A 22,280-nucleotide genomic window follows, 5' to 3' on the forward strand; every position below is an offset into this window, starting at 1 on the left:
AACCTGCGACGCCACGATTGGAGGTGATCCATGAACAGTGCAGTGGCCATCCATCCGGCCGTCGACCAGGGCGTACCCAAGGGCGGTGCCGCAGATTTCGCCGGCGGCACGCTGCAATGCAAGTGCGCCGACAAGCCGGTCAAGGTTCGAGTCGGCGCGCAGACCGCGCACAACCACGTGTGCGGCTGCACCAAATGCTGGAAACCGGAGGGCTCGGTATTCTCGATGATCGCCGCGGTGCCGCGCGACAAGCTTGAAGTGCTCGAGAACGGCGACAAGCTGGCCGTGGTCGACGACAAGGCGACGATCCAGCGCCACGCCTGCAAAGGCTGTGGCGTGCACATGTTCGGCCGCATCGAGAACAAGGAGCACGCTTTCCACGGACTCGACTTCGTCCACACCGAGCTGTCGAAGGACACCGGCTGGTCGGCGCCCGGCTTCGCCGCGTTCGTGTCCTCCATCATCGAATCGGGCTACGCCCCGTCCGGCATGGAGGCGGTGCGCGCACGGCTGCGCGAACTCGGGCTGGAGCCGTACGACTGTCTGTCACCCACCCTGATGGATGCACTTTCCACGCACGCGGCGAAAAAGTCGGGCGTGCTCAAGGCCTGATTCAGAAGAGCTTGACTGAAAGGAGAACGATGGAACGGATCGAACGGCATGCCTGCTTCGGCGGGCAGCAGGAAGTGTGGAAGCACGCCTCGACGTCACTGGGCTGCGAGATGCGACTGGGCGTCTACCTGCCACCGCAGGCGACGCAGCGCCGCTTGCCAGTGCTGTACTGGCTCAGCGGCCTGACCTGCAACGAGCAGAACTTCATCACCAAGGCCGGTGCCCAGCGCTACGCCGCCGAGCATGGCGTGATCCTGGTGGCGCCCGACACCAGTCCGCGCGGTCCCGGCATCGCCGATGCCGATGGCTATGACCTCGGCATGGGTGCCGGCTTCTACGTCGATGCGACGCAGGCGCCGTGGGCCTCGCACTACCGCATGCACGACTACGTGACCCGCGAGCTGCCGGCGCTGGTCGAGGCGCATTTCCGCGCCACCGATGCACGGGCGATCAGCGGTCATTCGATGGGCGGGCACGGCGCGCTGGTGGCGGCGCTGCGCAACCCCGGGCGATACCGAAGCGTGTCGGCGTTCTCGCCGATCGTGGCGCCCACCCAGGTGCCGTGGGGGCAGAAGGCGCTCTCGGCCTACCTCGGCGATGACCATGAGGCGTGGAAGGCGTGGGACGCGCACGAACTGGTGGCCCATGCGAGCGAGCGGCTACCGCTGCTGGTCGACCAGGGCGAGGCGGACGAATTCCTGGTGACGCAACTGCGGCCGCTGCTGTTGCAGGACGCGTGCGATGCCGTGGGCCACCCGCTCGAGTTGCGCATGCGCCCGGGCTACGACCACAGCTACTACTTCATTGCGACGTTCATCGGCGAGCACATCGCCTACCACGCGCGAGCGCTGGCCGACTGACGGCGGCAGGTAGGAGCGAGCTTGCTCGCGATCCACCCGACAGCTGCAGCCGCGCCAGCTTCGCGAGCAAGCCCGCTCCTACGCCAGCAGGAAGTCGGCGTAGGCAAAGCGTTCGTCGCGCAGCACCTTCTCGCCGGGCTGCAAGGCAATGGGCCGACCCAGCATCGGCCCGGCATGCACCAGCGTGTGGAACTCGCCGTTCTCGCCGCACCGGTCGCACGGCGGCGGCAGCTCGGCCAGCAGGGCGTCGTCGAACGAACGCCCGCTGAACTCCGCCGCCAGCTGCTGCGTATCGACGCAGCACAGCCGTGCCTGCAATCCGCCGGCAATCATCTCGCGTGCCAGCGCCGCGGTATCGGCGCCGAACAGCGGCGTGTCGATCGTCCAGCCCAGGCGCGCGCACGAGGCTTCGCGCCAGGCGCGCACGTCGGCCAGGTAGAGGTCGCCGAAGGCGATGCAGTCCAGCTGCGGCCAATGGCCGCGAGCCTGCTGCAGCGCCTGCGCGAATGCGGTCTCGTAGGTGGCGTTGTCGCACTTGGGCGGAATCACCGCTTCGATCAATGGCAATCCTGCCGACTCGGCCTGCGCGTGCAGGATGTCGCGGCGGATGCCGTGCATGGCAACGCGCTCATAGCCGCTGGTGACCGTGGTCAGCAGCGCCACAACTTCGACATCGTCGCGCTGGCGCAGGGTGTGCAATGTCCAGGCCGCGTCCTTGCCGCCGCTCCACGACAACAACCGCTGGCTCATGCCGAGGTCACGTCCCGAAGCTCCCAGCCGCTGCCGGCCAGCAGGCGCAGGCGGTGCTTGAGCACCGTGCCGGAGATGGTCGAGGTCACGACCAGGTCGACGTGCAGGTCTTCCTGCTCACCGTGCACGGTGGCGGCGGGGTCGGTGGCGCCGAGCGCCGGATCGACTGCGTCGGGATCCTCCTGGCGCGCCTTCCAGCGGTCGAACAACGCGCTGTCGCGCAATGCCGCCTGCAACTGTTCGGCGAAACCTTCGGCACTGACGGCACTGAAGGAAAACGCGGCATCGCTGCCGCGGGCGCGCGTCGCATCGGGAAGGCGAATGTAGTAACGAGTAGCCATGCAAGGGTTCCGGTATTGGGGTCTTGTTGGGGCGAGCTTGCTCGCGATCGCGCGAATCCGTCGCGGAAGCGCCCTCGCGAGCAAGCTCGCTCCAACACACATTACGCCCCGTCCGTGACGACGGTGATTAGCCGTGGAACTTCTGCCCCTCGGCGGCGAAGCCGACCACCACCGCGCCCTTGCCGACGTTGACCATGCCGGTCAGGCTCATCACCGACTCGAACAGCTCGATGTTGTTGTTGGCACAGGCATGACGCAGGCGCTCGTAGCCGGGCAGCTTGCGCATGTCCTCGAGCTCGCCGCCGTAGCTCAGGCACATCGTCGGGGTCAGCAGTTCGCCGGCCTCGACCCGCTGCGCGGCATGCTCGAACAGCTTCTCCACCGCCGGCTCGAAGCCCTTGATCTTGGCGACCGGGGCGGTCTCGCCGCGATTGCAGTGCAGTACCGGCTTGATGTCGAGCGCGCTGCCGAGTGCGGCGCTGAGGAAGCTGACGCTGCGGTCGCCCTTGGTGCGGGCGCGGTTGCGAAGGTAGTAGAGGTCCGGCGGAACCATGTAGCCCTGCGTGTGCAGCGCGAGGTGCTCCAGGCGCGCACGGATCTTCGGCGCGCCTTCGCCGGCTTCGCGCAGGCGCACCGCTTCGACCGCGCCGACGCCCTGGGCGGCGAACAGGTTCTGGCTGTCGACCACGCGCAGCGCGAACGGCGTGTTGTTGCCGGCGGCGGAACGGGCGGCCTTGTAGTCGCTGAGGATCGCGAAGCTGGCCTGCTGCGCGTTGTCGAAGATCGGGCTGCGCGTCTTGGTGATCGTCATGCAGAAGACGTAGTCGTAGTCGATCACCAGCCGGCTCAGGAACAGGTCCTGGATCTGCTGCACGGTGTACGGCGTGGTCTGCGCTTCATGGCCGCGCTCGGCGACGTGGGCGTGCAGGAACTCCAGGGTCGCCTGTTCGTTGCGGCGGTCGGCCAGCACGGCCTCGCCGATGCGCACGGTGATCGGCAACACGTCGACGTTGTGTTGCTCCAGGTAATCCAAAGGCAGATCGCAGGCCGAATCGACCACGAGTCCAATGCGCATGTTCCCCTCCCCAAATTACCAGCGCTGGCATCAAATTGTGACGCGCAGCATACCTGCTTCGGGGCCTGCGTCTCGCTGCGGGTGCAGCAAATCCGTGCCGAAATGGGCCAGGGAGAAGTCTGAATGGGCGGTCGCTTTCGACCCTGCGCGGCGGCTCAGCGCCGGCGCTGCAATCCGACCGGCAGCGTCGACACCCGCTGCATCTCGGCGTCGTCGAGGACCGCCGGTTCGCGCAGCGTCGCCAGGGCGAAATCGTGCGCGTCGTTGCCCCAGAACAGCTCGCCGCGCACCGCCAGGGTCGGCACCCCATAGACACCGGCGGCGATGGCCGCATCGGTGTTGGCACGCAGCGCCGCCTTGGTCGGCGCCGCGTCGAGGTCCTCGGCGGGCACGTTCAGTACCGCCATCAGCGGCACCAGCGCTTCCACGCTGTCGCCGGCGCGGCCCTGCGCCCACAGCCAGTCGTAGATCGAATCGACCGCCTCGGGCGTATTCCCCGCGGCAATGCTCAGGCGCAGTGCAGCCAGCGGATTGAACGGGTGCGTCGGCGGAAACCGCAACGGCACGCCCTGCTGGCGCGCCAGCCACAGCACGTGGCGGTAGGTGAATTCACGCTTGCCGGTGATCTCGGCCGGACCCTTCTGGCCGCAGGCGTCGAGCACCGCGGCGAACACGATCGGCACCAGCTGCACCGGCGTCCCCTCGCGCTCGAACTCGCGCACGAGCGGCTTGAGCTTCTGCCACTGCAGGTACGAGAACGGCGAGATGAAGTCGAAATACCAGACCAGCGGTGCCTTATCCATGGCGAAGGTTCTCTCTCAGTGCCAGGCGCCGAGGATCAGCCCGTACAGGCTGAACTGCGCGATGTGGTAGCCGGCGTCGATCATCCACATCTTCACGCTGCGCTGGGCGAAGGCGTAGTTGATGCCGAAGCTCATGGCGACGAAGAACAGGCCGACCACGAAGCCGGCGCCGAAACCGTCGGCCGGGCCGGCTTCCGGCGGCAGGGCAATGGCGAACATCAGCGCCGCCAGCAGGCTGCAGCCGAAGGCGGTGGCGAAGGTCAGCTTTGGATGCGGCGGGGCGCTGTTGGGGTCGATGCCGGCTTCGCGGCACCAGACCTGCTTGAACAACGGCCCGTACCAGATTCCGCCGAGGACGAAGGCGGAGACGGCCGCGGCGATCACCGCCAGCCAGTTGAAGTCGATGTGCGGCAAGTTCATGGCGTCCTTCGTGCTGTCGCGATGACCGGCAGCATACCGCTCCGCCAGTCGTTTGCAGGAGCGAGCTTGCTCGCGAAAAGCGCGTCCTGTTCCAGACACGCCCGATCGCGAGCGAGCTCGCTCCTGCGGGGCTCAGCGCCCGGCCGGCTGCGGATACGCCCGCGGCAGACCGCCATTTTCCGCCGGCGTGGACGTCTGGATGTAGCGATCGCGCAGTTCGGTCTGGCGGCTGCGCATCTCGATCGCGCGACCGTCCATCCACACCTGCACGGCCACCGCGCTGACTTCGAGCGGATCGCCGCTCCACAACACCAGGTCGGCGCGCTTGCCCGGGGCGATGCTGCCCATGCGGTCGGCCACGCCGAACGCTTCGGCCGGCACGCGGGTCAGGCCGGCCAGGCCGTCATCCCAGGGCAGGCCGTTGGCTACGGCATTGCCGGCCAGCTGGCGGATCTTGCGCGCGTTGTGCGAGGCATCGCCCGACTGCGAGAAGCCCACCGCGACGCCGGCGGCACGCAGCCGCGCGGCATTGAGCATCGTCGCGCCGATCTGGTCGAAGTCGTAGGGCAGGTTGCCGAGCGGATTGACGAACACCGGCACCTTGGCCGCAGCCAGCTGCGGTGCCATGCGCCAGGCTTCGGCACCGCCGGCGATGGCGATGCGGACGTTGTGGCGGGCCGACCAGCGCAACAGCTGGCGGATGTCGGCGGCGCGATCCACCGCGACCACCACGCGACCACCGCCGCCGACATAGCGCGCCAGCGTCGCCCGACCGGCCGGCGTCAGCAGCGCGGCGTTGGCGTCGGCAGGGATGCGTCCGCGCACTTCATCGATCAGCTGGTCGAGGATCATCCACTGCGCGGCACGCGAGTTGCCGCTCAGGCCGATGGCGTCGCCGCCGATGCGCACGAACAGTTCGCGCGGCCCGACCGGGTCGGCGCTGCCGTCCAGTCGCACCACGCCGCCCTGGCCGGCGACGATCGAACCGCCGGCACCGGTGCCGGCGCCGAGCAGGGTCCAGCCGATGCCTTCGATACGCGTCACCGGCACCAGCACCGAGTCGGGGTTGTAGGCCAGGGTCACGTCGAACTCCGGGCGCACCGTCATCTGCTTGGTTTCGGCGCCGAGCGTCAGGGTCTCGTCGTTGGTGGCCTTCTCACCCGACACCTCTTCCAGGCCGATCTCGGTGATGCCGCCGAACATCGTCGGCGTCAGCGGCTTGCCCTGGGCATCGATCACCTGCGCGCCCGCCGGTGCGACCAGGCCAGTGCCGACGGCGCGGATGGTGCCGCCGCTGACCAGCACGTCGGCGTTGTGCAGCGTGCCCTGCGCGGAAACGGTATGGACGGTCGCATTGCGGATCAGCAGCTCCTGGGCGGATGCACTGAGCGAGCAGAGCCCCAGGCCGATGGTCAGCACCGCTCCACCCGTCATCCACGCGAAGGCGGGGACCCAGCGGCGTTGCTCCGACGTTGCCTGCACTGCAAAAGTCCCTGGGTTCCCGCCTGCGCGGGAATGACGGTTCTTAGTCCTCACAGCACACCTCCCTGCGCCGCGGCGCCCTGTCCCAGCATGAAATCCGACACCGGCTGGCGGTTGCGGTCATTGCGGTCGAACACGCGCGCGCCGTCGACGTAGACCTGCTCGGCGTGCGCATACACGCTGAACGGATTGCCGTTCCAGACCACCACGTCGGCCATCTTTCCCGGCTCCAGCGTGCCGGTTTGCCCGAGGATGCCCAGCGCCTGCGCGGCGTTGCGGGTGAGCCAGCCGATCGCGCGCTCGGGCGCGATGTCCATGCCGGCGAGCCTGGCGTGCGCCATCACCTTGGCCGCTTCCTGGTTGAGGCGCTGGATGCCCTCGTCGGAATCGGAGTGGACGATCGCGCAGCTGTTGGCCGGACGATCGACGATGGCGATGTTCTCCTGGATGCCGTCGAAGGCTTCCATCTTGAAGCCCCACCAGTCGGCCCACAGCGCCGCGCAGACGCCTTCGCTGGCGAGGCGGTCGGCCAGCTTGTAGGCCTCCACGCCGTGGTGGAACGCGGCGACCTTGAAGCCGAACTCCTTGGCCAGGTCGAGCATGATCGCCATCTCGTCGGCGCGGTAGCAGTGGATGTGCACGCGGATGTCGCCGTTGATCGCACCGGCCAGCGTGTCGAGCTTGAGGTCGCGCTTGCCGCCAGTGTCCTTCTCGCTGTCGGCGCCGTTGCCGTTGCTCGACTGCCACCAGTGCTTCTTCTTCGGTGCGTCGTTCTTCTTGCCGCCACCGTTCTTGCGGAGGTATTCGCTGGCATCGATGAAGGCGGCGCGATACCCGGCGACATTGCCCATGCGCGTGGCCGGGCCGCTCTTCTGGCCGTAGACGCGCTTGGGGTTCTCGCCGCAGGCCATCTTCAGCCCCCATGGCGCGTCCGGAAACTTCATCGCCTGGTAAGTGGTGGCGGCGACGTTCTTCAACGTCACGCCGCGGCCGCCGACCAGGTTGGCCGAGCCCGGCAGCACCTGCAGCGAGGTGATGCCGCCGGCCAGTGCCGCGGCAAAACCCGGATCCTGTGGCCAGATCGAATGCTCGGCCCAGACGTTGGCGGTGACCGCGCCGGTCATCTCGTTGCCGTCGCTGTGCGCGCTGACGCCCGGCGTGGGGTACACGCCCAGGTGCGAATGCACGTCGATGATCCCCGGCGTCACCCACTTGCCGGTGCCGTCGACGCGGGTGGCGCTGGCCGGTGCCTGCAGCGCGTTGCCGACCGCGACCACCTTGCCGTCCTGCAGCAGCACGTCGGCGTTGTCGAGGCGCTGGCCGGTGCCGGTCAGCACCGTGGCGTGTTCGATCAGGACCGGGCCGGCCGCGATCGAGCGGTAGGTGCTGGGGTAGGGGTCTTCGACGAAGCGCGACTTCGAGGAGGACGGCTTGGAAGCGGACGCGTCAGGCGAGGCCGCATGGGCGACGCCAACGGAAAGCACCGCGGCGAGCGCGATGGCCAGTGGTCGGAACATGGATTTCCCCAGAGGTGGCACGAACAACGTAATCCGCACCCTAGCCGCGGCGGACCATCCGCGCAAACCCGACGAAGGTCATGGCCGGCCGTGAGAGAATGCAGCTCCAGGCAGCCCCGCCCTGGTAGGCGCCAGCAACGCTGGCGACCGGGCGTTGGAGCTTGTCATACGTGCCAGCACGCTGGCCCCGGCAAGAGACAACGCGAGGAAGACGTACGTGAAAGACAAGGAACAGATCGTAGATAACTGGCTGCCGCGCTACACCGGCGTGCCCCTGGACCAGTTCGGCGAACACATCCTGCTGACCAACTTCGGCGGCTACCTGCACACCTTCGCCCGCCTGACCGGCGCCGAAGTGATCGGCCTGGACCGGCCGATGCCCAGTGCCACCGCCGACGGCATCACCATGATCAACTTCGGCATGGGCAGCCCGAACGCGGCGACGATGATGGACCTGCTCAGCGCGATCATGCCCAAGGCGGTGCTGTTCCTGGGCAAGTGCGGTGGGCTGAAGCGGAAGAACCAGCTCGGCGACCTGATCCTGCCGATCGCGGCAATCCGCGGCGAAGGCACCAGCGACGACTACCTGCCGGCGCAGGTGCCGGCACTGCCGGCGTTCGCGCTGCAGCGCGCGGTCTCGACGATGATCCGCGACCTTGGCCACGATTACTGGACCGGCACGGTGTTCACCACCAACCGCCGCGTCTGGGAACACGACGACGCCTTCAAGGAACGCCTGCGGACGATGCGCTGCATGGCCATCGACATGGAAACGGCGACGATCTTCGCCGCCGGCTTCGCCAACCGCATTCCCTGCGGCGCGCTGCTGCTGGTCTCCGACCAGCCGATGATCCCGGAAGGCGTCAAGACCGAGGCCTCCGATGCGCGCGTGAGTTCCGATTACGTCGACAACCACATCAACGTCGGTATCGAAGCACTGCGGCTGATCCGTCGCAACGGCAAGTCGGTGCGGCACCTGCGTTTCGACGAATAGCGATGCGTCATTCCCGCGAAGGCGGGAACCCATGGACGTTGCGCCATGAAAAAGGCCGGCAATGCGCCGGCCTTTTTCACATGCGCGGAATGCGACGCGATCAGTCGCAATCCATTTCCCATTCGTAGCTCTGCGTTTCCTCGTTGAATACGGTCACGGCAGTGCAGGCGCTCTTGGCCGCGCTCGACTGTGAGGGCGCGGTCAGCGCCGGTTGCTCGGCCGGCGTTTCGGCACTGGCGGACCGCCCGCAGACCTTGTTGACCGGCGGCAGCGTGCCGGCCGGATAGCAGACCATGCGGGGCGGATTGCAGAGCAGGGTGCACTGGATGCTCTGCGCGCCGGATGCGAGCGGAGCGAGCAGGCCTGCAAGCAACAGGACTGCGACAACAGACTGCTTCATGGTGTGTTCCCTCAGAAGGTGACGTACGCGGTGGAAGCGTGGCGGTGGCCAGGTGACGGTCGCCTGAGCGCCCGGCGGGGGCGCTCACTCTTGTGCAGGCGGCGTGAAGGCCATGTGCTCGGGCCAAGCGGGCGGCCCGCGCCAGCAAGTCTGATGACCCGGCATCGCAGACCCTGCGACGCCCCGCAGGCACACTATCGGCAGGGAAGTACGGGCGGAGGCGGGGAAGGGACATGGACAAATTCATCTATCTGATCGCGGGTGCGGCGCTGACATGGCTGTTCTATTTCGTCCAGCGCCGGGTTGAGCGTCGGGGCGCGGTCGAGGCCATCGAGCGCAACCAGAAGCTGCTGGACCTCAAGCAGGGCCTGGACAGCGCCAACACCAACCTGGACGACCTGCGCCAGTTCGAGCATCGCCTGATCGGCAAGGCCGAGACCGCCGCGCGCATCGCCGACAACTACTTCACCAAGGCCGAGGAGGTCGCCCGCCAGAGCGACGATGCCGCCGTGACCCAGTCCGACATGAACGCGCAGGCGGCCGGCGAGTTGCAGCGGGCCGAGGCACGCCTGGCCACGGTGGTCGCGCATTTGCGACGCCAGCTCGACGGCGAATCGCTGGCGGTGTTCGACGAAGCCCACCGCAGCTGGCTCGCCTTCCGCGACCGCTACGCGCGCTTCGTCTCGCAGTCGTACTCGGGCGGATCGATCCGGCCGCTGATCCATGCGGTGACGCTGGAGAGCGTCACCGAACTGTGGATCAACGAGCTGGAAACACAGTTGGCGGACGAATCGGTGTAGCCATGCAGATCACCCCACACGACGTCCTCGCCTTCTGGCAGCAATCCGGCTACGAGCGCTGGTTCGCACGCGATGAGGAATTCGACGCGCGCTGCCGCGAGGAGTGGCTGCCGGCGCACCACCGCGCCGCACGCCGCGAACTGGAGGACTGGATGGAAACGCCGGAGGGCGCGCTGGCGCTGGCGATCCTGCTCGACCAGATCCCGCGCAACGTGTTCCGCGGCAGCGGCCATGCCTACGCCACCGATCCGCTGGCGCGCCACTATGCCGCACGCGCGATCGAGCGCGGCTTCGACCCTCAGGTCGATCCGGCGCTGCGGGTTTTCTTCTACATGCCGTTCGAGCATTCCGAAGCGATCGCCGACCAGGAGCGGTCGGTCGAACTGGCGTCATCGATCGGCGGCGAATCGGGCCAGAACTACCTCGACTACGCCCGCCGCCATCGCGACGTGATCGCGCGCTTCGGCCGCTTCCCGCACCGCAATCGCGAGCTGGGCCGCATCAGTACGGCGGAAGAGCAGGCCTACCTGGATGCAGGTGGCGGCTTCGCCTGAACCACCGGGGGTAGGAGCGAGCTTGCTCGCGATGGCGCGCCGCACATGTCGGACACGGCCATCGCGAGCAAGCTCGCTCCTACCCCGGCAGCAGGAACATCAGTACTTCGACACGCTCGCGTCGATGTCCGCCCACGCGTCGATACCGCCGACGACGTTGTAGACCTCGCGGAATCCCAGGTCGCGGAAATGCTCCGCCGCCTGCTGGCTGCGACCGCCGTGGTGGCACAGGAACGCCAGCGCGGTGTCCTTGGGCAGCGCCTCGAGTGCATCCAGGCCGTTGTCGAAGCTGTCGAAGGCGACCGCGACGCTGGCCAGCTGGCGCTCCGGCGCCGGGCGCACGTCGACCAGGCGCAGCGTGCCTGCGGCCACGCGTGCGGCCACGTCTGCCGGTGCGATCGACTGCACTGCCGGCGGCGCATGCGGGTTCTGCACGACCAGGCCGCGACCGCGCTCGTCGTCGACCCAGTCGATGGTGATGCCGTCGGCGCGACGTGCCTGCAGCCAGTCGGTCTGCACGCGCACGCCGTCGACTTCGACTGCGACCGCATTGGCATCCACCGGCGCCAGCTGCAGGCGCGCGTTGTGGCGCGCGTCGATGTCCAGCTGGACCGCGTAGCCGTCACCAGCATTGGCGATGGCGCCGCGCAGCATCTCGACCGCGGCGGGGGTGATGGTCAGTCGCGGCGGGCTGCGATCGGGCACCGGCAGGCCGAGCACGCCGTGCAGCTCGCCGCTGCCGGCCAGCTGCTCGACGATGTCGCTGCCGCCGATCAGTTCGCCGTCGATGTAGAGCTGCGGAATCGTCGGCCAGTTGCCGTACTGCTTGATGCCCTCGCGGATTTCCGCGTCCGACAGCACGTCGACGTGGGCATAGCCCTGCGGCAGCAGTGCATTCAGCACGCCGACGGCCTTGGCCGAGAAGCCGCACTGCGGTGCCTGCGGCGCGCCCTTCATGAACAGGACGACGCGGTTGGACTGCAGCAGGGTTTCGATGCGCGAACGCAGTGCGGGGTCGAGGGACATTGGGGGGCCTGGCCTTGAAGGGATGTGGTGCATGTGGGGGCGGCGGGAGCGAGAGGCAAGTGCGCGCCTACGCCAGGGCGATGGTCGCTACCATTCAGCGATGACCTCCTTCCATCGCCCGCCCCGCCATCCCCACGCCTGGGCGTGGCTGTTCGCTGCCTCGCAGCTGGCGGTGATCGTGATCTGGTGGCGTTGGGGCTGGCAGTTCGGGCTGGCGGCCGTGCTTGTCAGCCACCTGACCCTGGTCTGGGCGACGCTGCGGCCGCAGTCGCGCCTGCTCAGTCCGGTGCTGACGCGGCTGCCAACGGCCGAGCCGGTGGTCTGGCTGACCATCGACGACGGCCCCTCCGATGACACCCGGGCGATGCTCGACCTGCTCGATGCCCGCAACGCACGGGCGACCTTCTTCCTGGTCGGCGACCGCGCGCAGGCCCGGCCGGAGCTGGTCGGCGAAATCGCCCGTCGCGGCCACGGCATCGGCCAGCACAGCCACACCCACCCGCAGGCGCGCTTCTGGGCGCTGCCGCCGATGGCGATGCGGGCGCAGATCGACGACGCCCAGGCGGCGCTGACGCAGTTGGCCGGCGCACCGCCGCGCTGGTTTCGCGCGGTGGTCGGCATGGCCAACCCGTTCGTTGCCGCGGCCCTCAAGCGGCACGGACTGGCGCGCGTGGCGTGGTCGGCGCGGGGTTTCGACGCGGTGATGCAGGAGCCGGCCGGCGTTGCCGCACGCATCGAACGCGATCTCGCACCCGGCGCGATCGTGCTGCTGCATGAAGGTGCGCGCCATGGACGCAATGTCGAAACGCTGGCGGCGGTGCTCGACCGGCTCGACCATCACGGCTACCGCACCGTGCTGCCGGAACAGCTGGAATCGCAGCGTTCGCCGTAGGAGCGAGCTTGCTCGCGATTGCTGCGACGGTTCGCGAGCAAGCTCGCTCCTACAACACCGATCAGCCGGCGATGATCAGCCAGTTGTTGAACGGCGTGCGACCGCGCAGCGAGGTGAATGTGGCCTCCAATCCGGCATCGGCCAGGCGCGCGCGCACGGCATCGGCATCGGGATAGTTCAACGGCGCGGCATTCATCCAGCCCACGACCTTGGCGAAGACATCGACGAAGCGCGTGACATGGGCGCGATGGCTGCCATCGGCCAGTCCGGTGCGGATCACCAGCTTCGCGCCGGGCGTGAGCATCGCGATGGCCTGGTCGATGGCGTGCATCTGCGCGGCGACCGGCACGAACTGCAGCACGTCGAGCACGGCCACGCTGCCACGATGCGCGGGCATGCCCTGCGCAAGGTCGGCGGTCTCGAACGCCACATCGCCCAGGTCGCAACGCGCCGCGGCCTTGCGTGCGCGCAGAATCTTGTCGACGTCGTTGTCGTAGCCGCGGTAGGGCATGCGCTGGCCATCGGCGCGCAATGCATGCGCGAGCAGGCCCAGTCCGCAGCCCATGTCGAGCAGCGGCGCCTGCGTGCCGCGCAGCGCCTCGCAGACACCGGGGTAGAGCGGATCGGTGCCGAACTTGCTCCAGGCGTAGTAATAGTCGCGGCGACCGTACCAGTGCTCGCGTGGCAGGAAGGCCGACGCCAGCGCGCGTGCCTGCTTGCCCGGCAGCGGTGCCGTCGCAGCGTGCGTGGTCGCGCCGGCGGAACCGCTCATCGCGACAGCAGCTCGCGCGCGGCCGGCAATGCCAGCGTGGTCCATTGCGTGTACATCGCCGCCGACGGGTGCAGGCCATCGTCGGCCAGCATCAGCGTCTCGCCGCCGCGCTCGCGCGACACAGGCGTGATGTCGACGAAGGCCACGCCATGCGCTTCGCACACCACCTGCGCGGCAGCGTTGAACGAGTCGAGTTCGGCGGCAATGGCGGCCGGCGTGGCCTGGGTGGTCTTCACGAACGGGGTCACGCCCCAGTCCGGGATCGACAGCACCAGCACGCGGTCGGCGCGTCCGCGGGCAAAGGCGATCGCACGCTTGAGCAGGGTCTCGAATTCGCTGCGGTACTCGACCGCGCTGCGTCCGCGGTACTGGTTGTTGACGCCGATCAGGAGGCTGACGAAGTCCCATTCGCCCAGCGGTTCGGCGCCATCGATGCCCCACGCCAGCTCGTCGGTGGTCCAGCCGGTGGTGGCGATGATGCGGGGGTCGGCCAGGGCGATGCCGCCCTCGCGCAACGCATGCGCCAGCTGGCGCGGCCAGCGCCCGTCCTCGGGCACGCCTTCACCGATGGTGTAGCTGTCGCCCAGCGCGAGGTACGAAAGGGCGTTGGCGGGGACACTGGCCATGGGATCAGGCCACGGCCGCCTGCGCCTGCCCGGCTTCGCTGCCCGCGTAGCGGTCGAGCAGGCGCTCGATGCGGCGGAACACTTCGCGCAGGTCGTCGGGCTGCGGCAACAGGGTGACGCGGAAATGGTTGCGGTACGGCACGTTGAAACTGGAACCGGGCACCACCAGCACGTCCTCGGTCTCGAGCAGCTCCAGCGCGAAGCGGTGGTCGTCGAAGCCCTGCGCCGCTGCACCAGTGACTGCCGGGAACGCGTACAGCGCACCGGCCGGTTCGACCAATTGCAGATGGCGGCTTGTCGCGACACTTTCGATGACGGCACGGCGCGCTTCGAACAGGCGCCCGCCCGGCGCGCATAGCGGCGCGATGGTGTCCTCGCCATGCAGCGCCGCCTCGATGGCGAACTGACCGGGCACGTTGGCGCACAGGCGCAACGCGCCGAGCAGGTCCATGGCGTGGTGCAGGTTGCCGCTGGCGACCGGGTCGCCCGACAGCACCGCCCAGCCCACGCGCCAGCCGCAGGCGCGGTGGACCTTGCTCAGGCCGCCGAACGACAGGCACGGCAGGTCGCCGGCGATCGGCGCGATCGGGGTGAACTGGTTGCCGTCATAGAGGATGGAGTCGTAGATCTCGTCGCACATCAGCAGCAGCTTGTGGCGCGCGGCGATGGCGACGATCTTCTCGATCAGCTCGCGCGGATACGCGGCGCCGGTCGGGTTGTTGGGATTGATCAGCACGATCGCGCGGGTGCGGCTGGACACCAGCGAGGCGATCTCGTCCGGGTCGGGCAGGAAGCCGTTCTCGGGCAGGCAGCGGTAGTAGACCGGACGGCCGTCGTTGAGGATGGTCGCCGCCGACCACAGCGGGTAGTCGGGCGAGGGCAGCAGCACTTCGTCGCCCGGATTCAGCAAGGCGCGAAGCGACAGGTCGATCAGCTCGCTGACCCCGTTGCCGACGAACACGCGCTCCGGGCTGGCATTGGGCGTGCCGCGCTGCTTGTGGAAGCTGGCGATCGCCTCGCGCGCGGCGGGCAGGCCCTGCTGGTGGGTATAGGGGTCGGTGTCGCTGATGTGGTCGGCGATCGCGCGCTGCAGGTGCTCCGGCGCCCTGAAACCGAATGCGCCCGGATTGCCGATGTTGAGCTTGATCAGCTTGCGCCCCTGGCCCTCGAGTTCGCGGGCTCGCCGGGCCAGTTCGCCGCGGATTTCGTAGCGGACTTCGGACAGGCGTTCGCGGGTCTTCACGGGGGACTGGGACATTGCTGCAGGCAAGATGGGGGTCGGAAAGCCAGACTAGCCGAAACTGGCGCGAACGGCAGCGGAAATGGCCCATATATGGCGGATGTGGTCGCAACTTCGACGGTGTGAGCGGTAACCGCCCGCTGCGCTCGGGATGACCAGGTTCCATACCGATTGGCCGCATGCGCCGGGGATGACGGCTAGAATCCCGGGCATGCACCCACTCGCCGCAATGTCTTGATCCCCGGATTCGACGCCCTGCAGGCCATCGGCTGGCCTTTGAAGGCCAGTTCGCCGGTTCCTGTGGGCATTTCGCCACTCGACCAGACCTGGCTCGACCTGATGGCCGAGCATCCCAAGGCGCGGCCGGCACGGGTCGTCGAGCAGCACCGAAGCGGCTACATCGTCTCCGACGGTCCCGATCACGGCTTCCCGGTCGAGTCCCTGCCCGAATGGCAGCGCCCACCCGGTTACCGCAAGGGCACGGTCACCATCGACCAGCGCCCGGGCGTGGGCGACTGGCTGCTGGTGGAGGGCCGCAAGGCGGTGGCGCTGCTGCCACGGCGCAGCGCGATCAAGCGCGGCGCCGCCGGCGAGCACTACCAGCAACAGCTGATCGCGGCCAACGTCGACACCGTGTTCGTGGTCTGCGGTCTGGATGCCGACTTCAACCCGCGCCGGATCGAGCGCTACCTGCTGCTGGTGCGCGGTGGTGGCGTCGAGCCCGTGGTCGTGTTGACCAAGGCCGATCAGGCCGAAGCGGCCGATGCCGAAGTGCTTCCCGGCGCGATGGCGGCGCTGGTCGAGCTGGCCGCGCAGGGCGTCGCCGTGCGCGCGGTCAACGCCCGTGACGCCGAAAGTGTCGCCGCCCTGGATCCGTGGCTGCAGCCAGGCTGCACCGCGGTGCTGGTCGGCAGCTCCGGTGCCGGCAAGTCGACCCTGACCAACACCCTGCTCGGCAGCGAGCGGATGAAGACCGGCGAAGTGCGCGAAAACGATTCGCGCGGCCGCCACACCACCACCCATCGCGCGCTGATTCCGTTGCCGACCGGCGCCTGCCTGATCGACACGCCTGGCATGCGCGAGCTCAAGCCAACGGGCGAGGAAGACGTCGCCGAGAACTTCAGCGACGTCGAAGCACTGGCCGAGAAGTGCCGCTTCCGCGACTGCAAGCACGCGCGCGAACCCGGCTGTGCGGTCCGCGAGGCGATCGAGGCCGGCAAGCTCGACCCGCAACGCTTTGCCAATTACCTCAAGCTCAGCGACGAAGTCGCCGGCGCCGCCAACCGGCTGGCGCACCGGCGTGCGCAGAAAGCCGAGGAGAAGGTGGCGAACAAGTCGCTCAGCAAGCGGCTTGACGAGAAGTATGGGAAGCACTGACGCCAGCACTGCGCCTGTTCCGTCATTCCCGCGGAGGCGGGAACCCAGCGTCGTCGTCCCTTGTTCGATCAACTTGCAAGTCACTGGGTCCCCGCCTTCGCGGGGATGACGCAACCTGCATGACCGACTTCACGCCCGAAATCGCCCATCACGCAGCGCTCGACGCGCGCATGGTCGCCGCGGCGAAGGATGTGCGGTTGCTGGCCCTGGTCAGCTGGCCAGCAGGCCAGGAGGCCGCCTTCCTGGCGGACTTCGCACGCGGCGTGGTCAAGCTGCCGCAAATCGAGTACCCGAGCCTGGATTTCAGCGCCACGCGCGCCGAGATGGAGGCGATCGCGGCCGCGGCCGACCCGCATCATCCGCTGGGCCAATACCTGATCGATTCGGCGCGCAGCTGGTCGCGGGCCGCGGCACTGTGCGAGTCGCTCGGCACGGCGGCGGTCTGCGAGCACTCGATCGAGCTGTTCGGCCGGCCCGACGAGCCGCTGCCGGGCGACGGCCCGACCACGCGTGAAGCGGCGCAGCACTTCATCTCGATCGCCGACGAGCTCGACCACGAGCTGATGTCGCCGGCCGAGCACGTCACCATCTCTGCCACCGCGTTGCAGTTGCAGTTGCAGCGCGAACTGGACGACTACTTCGACGGACGCGTCATCTCGGTCGAACTCGACCCCGATCTGATCGCCAAGGCTGCCGCCGGCGCCACCCGCATCCGCCTGCGCCATGGCGCCGCCTTCAGCGACTACGACCGCCACCAGTTGCTGCAGCACGAAGCGTTCGTGCATTCGCTGACCGCGCTCAACGGTCGCGAACAACCAGTGCTGCCAAGCCTGGCCCTGTCATCACCGCGCATCACCGCCACCCAGGAAGGCCTGGCGACGTTTGCCGAGCAGATCACCGGCAGCATCGACATCGGCCGCATGAAGCGCATCAGCCTGCGAATCGAAGCGGTGGCGATGGCGCTGTCCGGCGCCGACTTCATCGAAGTGTTTCGCTACTTCCTCGCGGCCGGGCAAACGCCGGAGGACAGCTTTGCCTCGGCGCAGCGTGTGTTCCGCGGCGTTCCAACCACGGGCGGCCATGCCTTCACCAAGGACACCGTGTACCTGCGCGGCCTGGTCGGCGTGCACACGTTCTTCCGGTGGGCACTGCGCGACGGAAAGCTGCAGCTGTGCCGCTGGTTGTTCGCCGGCAAGATGACCCTGACCGACGTGCAGCGCTTCGAGCCGCTGTTCGCCGACGGCGTGATCAAGCCGGCGCGCTGGTTGCCGCATTGGGTGGCGCGTGCCAATGGGCTGGCGGGGATGTTGGCCTTCTCGCTGTTTGCCAACCGGATCCGGCTGGACAAGATCGTGGTGGACGGGAAAGCACCAGAGCTCTGAAGCGTCCCCTCTCCCTCACCGCCTCCGCCAGGCGGCCCGCCACACCGGCAACGCCAGCATCAGCGCCACCAATCCCCAGGTCGCCATCGTGATCGGGCTCGACCACAGGATCTGCAGCTCCCCGTTCGAGATCGACAGCGCCCGCCGCAGGTTCTGCTCCATCAATCCGCCGAGGATGAAGCCCAGCAACACCGGCGACAGCGGGAAGTCGAGCTTGCGCAGGATGTAGCCCAGCACGCCGATCGTCACCATCAGCACCAGGTCGAAGGTCGTCGCATGCACCGCGTACACGCCGATCGACGTGATGATCGCGATCGCCGGCACCAGCGCCCAGTTCGGTACGGCCAGGATGCGGGTGAACACGCGCACCATCGGCACGTTGAGGATGATCAGCATGACGTTGGCGACGAACAGTGACGCGATCAGGCCCCACACCACCTGCGGTTGCTCCTGGAACAGCAACGGACCGGGCGTGATGTTGTAGAGACTCAACGCGCCGATCATCACCGCCGTCGTGCCCGACCCCGGCACGCCGAGTGTCAGCATCGGCACCATCGCGCCACAGGCAGCGCCGCCGATCGCCGTTTCCGGCGCCGCCAGCCCGCGCAGGTCGCCCTGGCCGAACTTGCCGCTGCTGCCGGCCAGGCGTTTCTCGGACATGTACGCCACCGCGCTGGCCAGCGTCGCGCCGGCACCGGGCAACACGCCCATGAAAAAGCCGAGCACGCCGCAACGCAGGTTGACCCAGAACACCGACGCCGCTTCGCGGGCGTTGAACAGCATCCGCCCGGTGGCCTCGACCATGCGGTGGCCGCTGTGGGTCTTCTCCAGCAACAAAAGGATCTCGCTGATGGAGAACAGTCCCAGCACCAGCACCACGAACTGGATGCCGTCGGCGACGTGCAGGCTGTCGAAGGTGAAGCGGTACACGCCGCTGTTGGCATCGATGCCCACGCTCGACAGGAACAGGCCCAGCAGTGCCGCCAGCAACGTCTTCAGCGGCCGCTCGTTGGCCAGGCCGCTGAGGGCGACGATCGCCAGCACCATCAGCACGAAGTACTCGGCCGGCCCGAAAGCGATCGCCCATCGCGCCAGCAGCGGCGCGAACAGCACCATGCCGCAGGTGGCGATGAAGGCACCGATGAACGAACTCCACGCCGACAGCGACAACGCCACGCCAGCCAGGCCCTGGCGCGCCATCGGGTAGCCGTCGAGCGTGGTCATCACCGTCGATGCCTCGCCTGGGATGTTGAGCAGGATCGAGGAGATGCGGCCACCGTACTCGCAGCCCAGGTAGACCGCGGCCAGCAGGATCAGCGCCGACTCCGGCGGCATGCCCAGCGCATAGGCCACCGGAATCAGCAGGGCCACGCCGTTGATGGGGCCGATGCCGGGCAGCAGGCCTACGACGGTGCCGATCAATGTGCCGAGCAGCGCGGTGATCAGGTTGTAGGGAGTCAAGGCCACGCCGAAGCCCTGGCCCAGATGGTTGAGAGTTTCCATGGGGTGTCGTCGTGGCCCGTCAGAAAGGAAGTTGCTCGAGCACGCCCAGCGGCAGCGGCACTTCAAGCAGGCGGTCGAACAGCAGGTACAGGCCCACGCTCAGCAGCGAGCAGGTGATCACGCTGGGCACGGGGCGACCGTCGTACAGCAGGGCGATGAAACTGCCGGCCAGCGCGCTGGCGAGGATGAAGCCGAGCGGTTCGAACAGCCCGGCGTAGGCCAGCAGCAGCGCGATGCACAGCGCCGCCTTGCGCAGCAGCGCGCCCTCCATCCGCGCACCGTCCTCGCCCGGGTCCAGCGACGGCGGTCGCACGATCAGCCACGCCAGGCCTGCCGCCATCAGGCCCAGGCAAAGCAGCGGATACGCGCGCGGACCGACCGGTTCGTACGAGTACTGCGCCTGGTAGTTCCAGCCAATCAGGGCGAAGGCGATGCAGGCCAGCAGCCACGCACCGGCGAACAGCCGCTGCACCAGCGCGCCATGTCGAGTCGTCATGGAAACTCCTGTGCCCGCTGTCAGGGCTTGGCCAGGCCGAACTCGCGCGCGAGCTGGCGGTAGCGACCCACTTCCTGTTTCACGTAGGCATCCAGCTTCGGCCCGGTCAGTGCCAGCGGGAACAGCTCACGCTGCTCGCGCAACTGCGCGAACTCCTTCGAGGCCAGCAGCTTGTCGAACGCCGATTTCCAGTAGGCGTAGTCCTGCGCGCTGACCCTGGGGCCGACGTAGAAGCCGCGGGCGACCTGCCAGACGACGTCGTAGCCCTGCTCCTTCGCCGTCGGGATCGCGGTCATGCCGGGCCGATTGAGGCGCTTGTCCGACAGCACCGCGAGGATGCGCATCTTGCCGGCCTTCACCTGCGGCATCGAGTCGGCGATGTCGGTGCTGCCGACCTGGATGTGCCCGCCCAGCAGCGCGGTGGTGATGTCGCCACCGCCTTCGAGCGCAACGTAGCGCAACTGCTTGGGGCTGATGCCGGCGGCCTTGGCCAGCATCGCGGTCTGCATCCAGTCCTGGCTGCCGACGGAGCCGCCGGAGCCGATGACGACCTTGCCTGGATTCTTCTTCAGCGCGGCCATGAGGTCGCCGAGAGTCCTGTAGGGCGAGTCGGTGCGCACCGCGATGGCGCCGTAACTGGTGCCCACTGCCGCCAGCCATCGCACCGCGTTCTCGTCGTAGCGACCGAACTTGCCCTGGGCGATGTTGAGCAGCGAACCACTGGAGAAGGCGGTGATGACATTGGCGTCGGCCGGGCGCTGCGCAACGATGGTGTTGTAGGCGACCGCGCCGACGCCGCCGGGCATGTAGGTCACGCGCATCGGTCGCGACAGCGCCCTGGAATCGACCAGCGCCGCCTGCGCCAGCTTGCAGGTCAGGTCGAAGCCGCCGCCGGGCGAGGCCGGGGCGATGCACTCGGGACGGGACGGTTCGGCGGCGGCTGGCCCTGCCAGCAACAGCGACAGCACGGCGACGGCGGAAAGCAGCGAGCGGAGCAGGGGCATGGTCGGTCTCGGTTGACGCCAATGGCGATGGCCAGCGCAAGCCGGCCGGGAAGGAGAGGCGGGGATCAGAAGTCGTACTGGAAGCGGCCGGTCACCGCCTTGGTGCGATCGAGCGTCTGCGCGCGCAGGTGGTCGTAGTTCTCGCTGGCGGTCCAGTCGAGCAGGAAGCGAAGGTTCGAACGCAGGTGCCAGTTGACGCCGACGGTGGTCGCGTCCATCTCGATGTCGCTGAAATCACCGCTGCCGTTGCGGTTCTGACGGCCGCGGATCGTGTCGTATCGCAACGCCAGCTGCCATGCACCGTGGCGGCTGTTCGGCTTGACCCGGCCCAGGCGGCCGCCGGCCTTGTCGTACGGCACGGATTCGCCGGTCAGCCACCAGCCGATCAGCCCATAGGCCGAATCGACGCGACCGCTCTGGGCCCCGTCTTCATAGCGCGCATTGCCAACCTCGGCCTGCACGTGCAGCGGGCCGCGCACCGTGGCGAACTCCAGCGAGCTCTTGGTCACGTCGGTGTCGCGGCCGCTGCCGAAGTTGATCAGCGTGGCGCGGCTTTCATCGGAGAGATGGCCCGCGGGGCGCGGACGGATCCGCAGTGCCGGTGCGCCGTCACGGCCGGGATGGTCGTAGTACTCGCGCGCGGCTGACAGGCCCAGGTGCACGACGTCGCCGTCATCGATCCGCGGCGTCCACGTGCCGCGCCCACCGAAGGCCCGGCCTTTCACCTGCCAGGCGTCGATGCTCTCCAGGCTGTAGACGTTGGCGGCCGCGGTGTACGCGCTACCCGATTGCAGCCAGGCGGCGCCCAGTCGATACAGCGGCGCATGCGTCTGGGCAAACAGGCTGCGCTCGAGGAAAGTCCCGTAGTTGGAGCTGATGCGGTCGTCGAGGGTGAAATGCTGCTTGAACTGGCCGACGGTCAGCTTGCCTGCGCCGAATGCCTTGCTTACGTACACGTCCTTGGCTTCGATCGCGCTGGCGTCAAAGTCGTCCTGCAAGTTGGCGAAGTCGGCCTCGACCTTGTAGCCCAGCCCGTAGAACTTGCCAGACAGGTCCACCCAGAGCCTTCGGATCTCACTGCCATCTGGATTGGGATTGCCACGATTGTCGTTATGGAACTCGGCGAAATCCCAGTGCAGGCGTCCACCCAACTCGCCGGTAACATTGCCGTCGCCTGCATTCGCAATGGGCGCGACCAAAATCAGCAATAACAACGTGGGCAGTCTACCCGTGCATGGACGGTTGCGATCCTTTCGCATGGAACGGTTTCTCCTGGTGTCAGCTGCGATTCCGCGCTCGGAATGCGTTGGCGTGACGCAGGCTAGGCATGCGAACCTGTCATTGACCTGTCACG

At 68.0% G+C, this 22,280-nt stretch carries 24 protein-coding genes; 8 read left to right on the forward strand and 16 right to left on the reverse strand.

The features are described from left to right. The first annotated feature begins 30 nt into the window (after positions 1-30). Both gfa and fghA read left to right on the forward strand, forming a co-directional pair. A complete protein-coding gene (gene gfa, locus AC3A3Q_RS09700; RefSeq protein ID WP_487586059.1) occupies positions 31-612 on the forward strand; it encodes an S-(hydroxymethyl)glutathione synthase in 582 nt (193 codons plus the stop codon). A 29-nt stretch (positions 613-641) separates the two neighbouring features. Beyond that, positions 642-1,472 carry an S-formylglutathione hydrolase gene (gene fghA, locus AC3A3Q_RS09705; RefSeq protein ID WP_487586060.1) on the forward strand — a complete coding sequence of 277 codons (831 nt, stop codon included), beginning with the start codon at positions 642-644 and terminating at the stop codon, positions 1,470-1,472. A gap of 78 nt (positions 1,473-1,550) precedes the next feature. Here the strand turns inward: fghA and AC3A3Q_RS09710 are convergent, their stop codons facing one another. The 7 genes from AC3A3Q_RS09710 to AC3A3Q_RS09740 form a co-directional block, all read right to left on the reverse strand. Continuing rightward, a complete protein-coding gene (locus tag AC3A3Q_RS09710; RefSeq protein ID WP_487586061.1) occupies positions 1,551-2,222 on the reverse strand; it encodes a Dph6-related ATP pyrophosphatase in 672 nt (223 codons plus the stop codon). Then, positions 2,219-2,563: a hypothetical protein gene (locus AC3A3Q_RS09715; protein WP_487586062.1), complete on the reverse strand. Its 345-nt coding sequence runs from the start codon at positions 2,561-2,563 to the stop codon at positions 2,219-2,221. The genes AC3A3Q_RS09710 and AC3A3Q_RS09715 overlap by 4 nt, the downstream gene beginning before the upstream one ends. Positions 2,564-2,690: 127 nt before the next feature. Continuing rightward, complete coding sequence (locus AC3A3Q_RS09720) at positions 2,691-3,638, reverse strand: DegV family protein (RefSeq protein ID WP_487586063.1); 948 nt, start codon at positions 3,636-3,638, stop codon at positions 2,691-2,693. Positions 3,639-3,793: 155 nt separating this feature from the next. After that, positions 3,794-4,441, reverse strand: coding sequence for a DsbA family protein (locus tag AC3A3Q_RS09725; protein WP_487586064.1), 648 nt, complete (start codon positions 4,439-4,441; stop codon positions 3,794-3,796). A 15-nt stretch (positions 4,442-4,456) separates the two neighbouring features. Continuing rightward, a complete protein-coding gene (locus AC3A3Q_RS09730) occupies positions 4,457-4,861 on the reverse strand; it encodes a DUF1761 domain-containing protein (RefSeq protein WP_158732474.1) in 405 nt (134 codons plus the stop codon). Between the two features lie 132 nt (positions 4,862-4,993). Next, positions 4,994-6,295, reverse strand: coding sequence for an amidohydrolase family protein (locus tag AC3A3Q_RS09735; RefSeq protein WP_487586065.1), 1,302 nt, complete (start codon positions 6,293-6,295; stop codon positions 4,994-4,996). Positions 6,296-6,393: 98 nt separating this feature from the next. Then, positions 6,394-7,860: an amidohydrolase gene (locus AC3A3Q_RS09740; RefSeq protein ID WP_487586066.1), complete on the reverse strand. Its 1,467-nt coding sequence runs from the start codon at positions 7,858-7,860 to the stop codon at positions 6,394-6,396. A gap of 217 nt (positions 7,861-8,077) precedes the next feature. Between AC3A3Q_RS09740 and AC3A3Q_RS09745 the strand changes: the two genes are divergently transcribed. Next, a complete protein-coding gene (locus tag AC3A3Q_RS09745) occupies positions 8,078-8,854 on the forward strand; it encodes an AMP nucleosidase (protein WP_200609089.1) in 777 nt (258 codons plus the stop codon). A gap of 100 nt (positions 8,855-8,954) precedes the next feature. Here AC3A3Q_RS09745 and AC3A3Q_RS09750 read toward each other — a convergent pair whose 3' ends face one another. Beyond that, positions 8,955-9,254 carry a hypothetical protein gene (locus AC3A3Q_RS09750; RefSeq protein WP_487586067.1) on the reverse strand — a complete coding sequence of 100 codons (300 nt, stop codon included), beginning with the start codon at positions 9,252-9,254 and terminating at the stop codon, positions 8,955-8,957. Between the two features lie 233 nt (positions 9,255-9,487). On the opposite strand from AC3A3Q_RS09750, the gene AC3A3Q_RS09755 reads away from it, so the two are divergent. Both AC3A3Q_RS09755 and AC3A3Q_RS09760 read left to right on the forward strand, forming a co-directional pair. Continuing rightward, positions 9,488-10,054 (forward strand): lysozyme inhibitor LprI family protein, encoded by a 567-nt coding sequence (locus AC3A3Q_RS09755; RefSeq protein ID WP_487586068.1) that lies wholly within the window; start codon positions 9,488-9,490, stop codon positions 10,052-10,054. Between the two features lie 2 nt (positions 10,055-10,056). Further along, on the forward strand, positions 10,057-10,608 hold the full coding sequence (locus AC3A3Q_RS09760; RefSeq protein ID WP_487586069.1) for a DUF924 family protein: 552 nt from the start codon (positions 10,057-10,059) through the stop codon (positions 10,606-10,608). A 99-nt stretch (positions 10,609-10,707) separates the two neighbouring features. Here AC3A3Q_RS09760 and grxD read toward each other — a convergent pair whose 3' ends face one another. Continuing rightward, positions 10,708-11,634, reverse strand: a complete 927-nt coding sequence (gene grxD, locus AC3A3Q_RS09765; protein ID WP_487586070.1) for a Grx4 family monothiol glutaredoxin — start codon at positions 11,632-11,634, stop codon at positions 10,708-10,710. Positions 11,635-11,734: 100 nt separating this feature from the next. Here grxD and AC3A3Q_RS09770 point away from each other — a divergent pair, with 100 nt between their 5' ends. Continuing rightward, the gene (locus AC3A3Q_RS09770; protein ID WP_487586071.1) at positions 11,735-12,526 is read left to right on the forward strand and encodes a polysaccharide deacetylase family protein; all 792 of its coding nucleotides are present in this window, start codon (positions 11,735-11,737) and stop codon (positions 12,524-12,526) included. A 61-nt stretch (positions 12,527-12,587) separates the two neighbouring features. Here the strand turns inward: AC3A3Q_RS09770 and AC3A3Q_RS09775 are convergent, their stop codons facing one another. From AC3A3Q_RS09775 to AC3A3Q_RS09785, 3 genes are read right to left on the reverse strand one after another with little or no spacing between them, the layout of a single operon-like run. Further along, on the reverse strand, positions 12,588-13,298 hold the full coding sequence (locus tag AC3A3Q_RS09775) for a class I SAM-dependent methyltransferase (protein WP_487586072.1): 711 nt from the start codon (positions 13,296-13,298) through the stop codon (positions 12,588-12,590). Next, entirely contained in the window at positions 13,295-13,924 is a 630-nt protein-coding gene (locus tag AC3A3Q_RS09780; protein WP_487586073.1) for an SGNH/GDSL hydrolase family protein, read from the reverse strand. Before AC3A3Q_RS09780 ends, AC3A3Q_RS09775 begins: the two co-directional genes overlap by 4 nt. A gap of 4 nt (positions 13,925-13,928) precedes the next feature. Beyond that, on the reverse strand, positions 13,929-15,182 hold the full coding sequence (locus AC3A3Q_RS09785; protein WP_487586074.1) for an aminotransferase class I/II-fold pyridoxal phosphate-dependent enzyme: 1,254 nt from the start codon (positions 15,180-15,182) through the stop codon (positions 13,929-13,931). A 216-nt stretch (positions 15,183-15,398) separates the two neighbouring features. Here AC3A3Q_RS09785 and rsgA point away from each other — a divergent pair, with 216 nt between their 5' ends. Beyond that, entirely contained in the window at positions 15,399-16,541 is a 1,143-nt protein-coding gene (rsgA, locus tag AC3A3Q_RS09790) for a ribosome small subunit-dependent GTPase A (protein ID WP_487586075.1), read from the forward strand. Between the two features lie 119 nt (positions 16,542-16,660). Continuing rightward, positions 16,661-17,923, forward strand: coding sequence for a flavohemoglobin expression-modulating QEGLA motif protein (locus AC3A3Q_RS09795; RefSeq protein WP_487586076.1), 1,263 nt, complete (start codon positions 16,661-16,663; stop codon positions 17,921-17,923). A 15-nt stretch (positions 17,924-17,938) separates the two neighbouring features. Here the strand turns inward: AC3A3Q_RS09795 and AC3A3Q_RS09800 are convergent, their stop codons facing one another. The 4 genes from AC3A3Q_RS09800 to AC3A3Q_RS09815 form a co-directional block, all read right to left on the reverse strand. Beyond that, the gene (locus AC3A3Q_RS09800) at positions 17,939-19,426 is read right to left on the reverse strand and encodes a tripartite tricarboxylate transporter permease (protein WP_487586077.1); all 1,488 of its coding nucleotides are present in this window, start codon (positions 19,424-19,426) and stop codon (positions 17,939-17,941) included. A gap of 19 nt (positions 19,427-19,445) precedes the next feature. Next, positions 19,446-19,922 carry a tripartite tricarboxylate transporter TctB family protein gene (locus AC3A3Q_RS09805; RefSeq protein ID WP_487586078.1) on the reverse strand — a complete coding sequence of 159 codons (477 nt, stop codon included), beginning with the start codon at positions 19,920-19,922 and terminating at the stop codon, positions 19,446-19,448. A 20-nt stretch (positions 19,923-19,942) separates the two neighbouring features. Further along, positions 19,943-20,926, reverse strand: coding sequence for a Bug family tripartite tricarboxylate transporter substrate binding protein (locus AC3A3Q_RS09810; RefSeq protein WP_487586079.1), 984 nt, complete (start codon positions 20,924-20,926; stop codon positions 19,943-19,945). Positions 20,927-20,991: 65 nt separating this feature from the next. Further along, positions 20,992-22,185, reverse strand: coding sequence for an OprO/OprP family phosphate-selective porin (locus AC3A3Q_RS09815; RefSeq protein WP_487586080.1), 1,194 nt, complete (start codon positions 22,183-22,185; stop codon positions 20,992-20,994). Between the last annotated feature and the right edge of the window lie 95 nt (positions 22,186-22,280).

Source organism: Lysobacter sp. Soil_C_59 (assembly GCF_057656415.1).

Bases quoted from the DNA above. Each gene is read 5' to 3' on its own strand.
- AC3A3Q_RS09730 (WP_158732474.1), bottom strand. From the start codon at position 4,861: ATGAACTTGCCGCACATCGACTTCAACTGGCTGGCGGTGATCGCCGCG.
- fghA (WP_487586060.1), top strand. From the start codon at position 642: ATGGAACGGATCGAACGGCATGCCTGCTTCGGCGGGCAGCAGGAAGTG.
- AC3A3Q_RS09725 (WP_487586064.1), bottom strand. From the start codon at position 4,441: ATGGATAAGGCACCGCTGGTCTGGTATTTCGACTTCATCTCGCCGTTC.
- gfa (WP_487586059.1), top strand. From the start codon at position 31: ATGAACAGTGCAGTGGCCATCCATCCGGCCGTCGACCAGGGCGTACCC.
- AC3A3Q_RS09805 (WP_487586078.1), bottom strand. From the start codon at position 19,922: ATGACGACTCGACATGGCGCGCTGGTGCAGCGGCTGTTCGCCGGTGCG.
- AC3A3Q_RS09750 (WP_487586067.1), bottom strand. From the start codon at position 9,254: ATGAAGCAGTCTGTTGTCGCAGTCCTGTTGCTTGCAGGCCTGCTCGCT.
- AC3A3Q_RS09775 (WP_487586072.1), bottom strand. From the start codon at position 13,298: ATGAGCGGTTCCGCCGGCGCGACCACGCACGCTGCGACGGCACCGCTG.
- AC3A3Q_RS09785 (WP_487586074.1), bottom strand. From the start codon at position 15,182: ATGTCCCAGTCCCCCGTGAAGACCCGCGAACGCCTGTCCGAAGTCCGC.
- AC3A3Q_RS09735 (WP_487586065.1), bottom strand. From the start codon at position 6,295: ATGACGGGTGGAGCGGTGCTGACCATCGGCCTGGGGCTCTGCTCGCTC.
- AC3A3Q_RS09770 (WP_487586071.1), top strand. From the start codon at position 11,735: ATGACCTCCTTCCATCGCCCGCCCCGCCATCCCCACGCCTGGGCGTGG.
- AC3A3Q_RS09810 (WP_487586079.1), bottom strand. From the start codon at position 20,926: ATGCCCCTGCTCCGCTCGCTGCTTTCCGCCGTCGCCGTGCTGTCGCTG.
- AC3A3Q_RS09710 (WP_487586061.1), bottom strand. From the start codon at position 2,222: ATGAGCCAGCGGTTGTTGTCGTGGAGCGGCGGCAAGGACGCGGCCTGG.
- AC3A3Q_RS09795 (WP_487586076.1), top strand. From the start codon at position 16,661: ATGACCGACTTCACGCCCGAAATCGCCCATCACGCAGCGCTCGACGCG.
- AC3A3Q_RS09740 (WP_487586066.1), bottom strand. From the start codon at position 7,860: ATGTTCCGACCACTGGCCATCGCGCTCGCCGCGGTGCTTTCCGTTGGC.
- AC3A3Q_RS09755 (WP_487586068.1), top strand. From the start codon at position 9,488: ATGGACAAATTCATCTATCTGATCGCGGGTGCGGCGCTGACATGGCTG.
- AC3A3Q_RS09815 (WP_487586080.1), bottom strand. From the start codon at position 22,185: ATGCGAAAGGATCGCAACCGTCCATGCACGGGTAGACTGCCCACGTTG.
- AC3A3Q_RS09780 (WP_487586073.1), bottom strand. From the start codon at position 13,924: ATGGCCAGTGTCCCCGCCAACGCCCTTTCGTACCTCGCGCTGGGCGAC.
- AC3A3Q_RS09800 (WP_487586077.1), bottom strand. From the start codon at position 19,426: ATGGAAACTCTCAACCATCTGGGCCAGGGCTTCGGCGTGGCCTTGACT.
- AC3A3Q_RS09715 (WP_487586062.1), bottom strand. From the start codon at position 2,563: ATGGCTACTCGTTACTACATTCGCCTTCCCGATGCGACGCGCGCCCGC.
- AC3A3Q_RS09720 (WP_487586063.1), bottom strand. From the start codon at position 3,638: ATGCGCATTGGACTCGTGGTCGATTCGGCCTGCGATCTGCCTTTGGAT.
- AC3A3Q_RS09760 (WP_487586069.1), top strand. From the start codon at position 10,057: ATGCAGATCACCCCACACGACGTCCTCGCCTTCTGGCAGCAATCCGGC.
- grxD (WP_487586070.1), bottom strand. From the start codon at position 11,634: ATGTCCCTCGACCCCGCACTGCGTTCGCGCATCGAAACCCTGCTGCAG.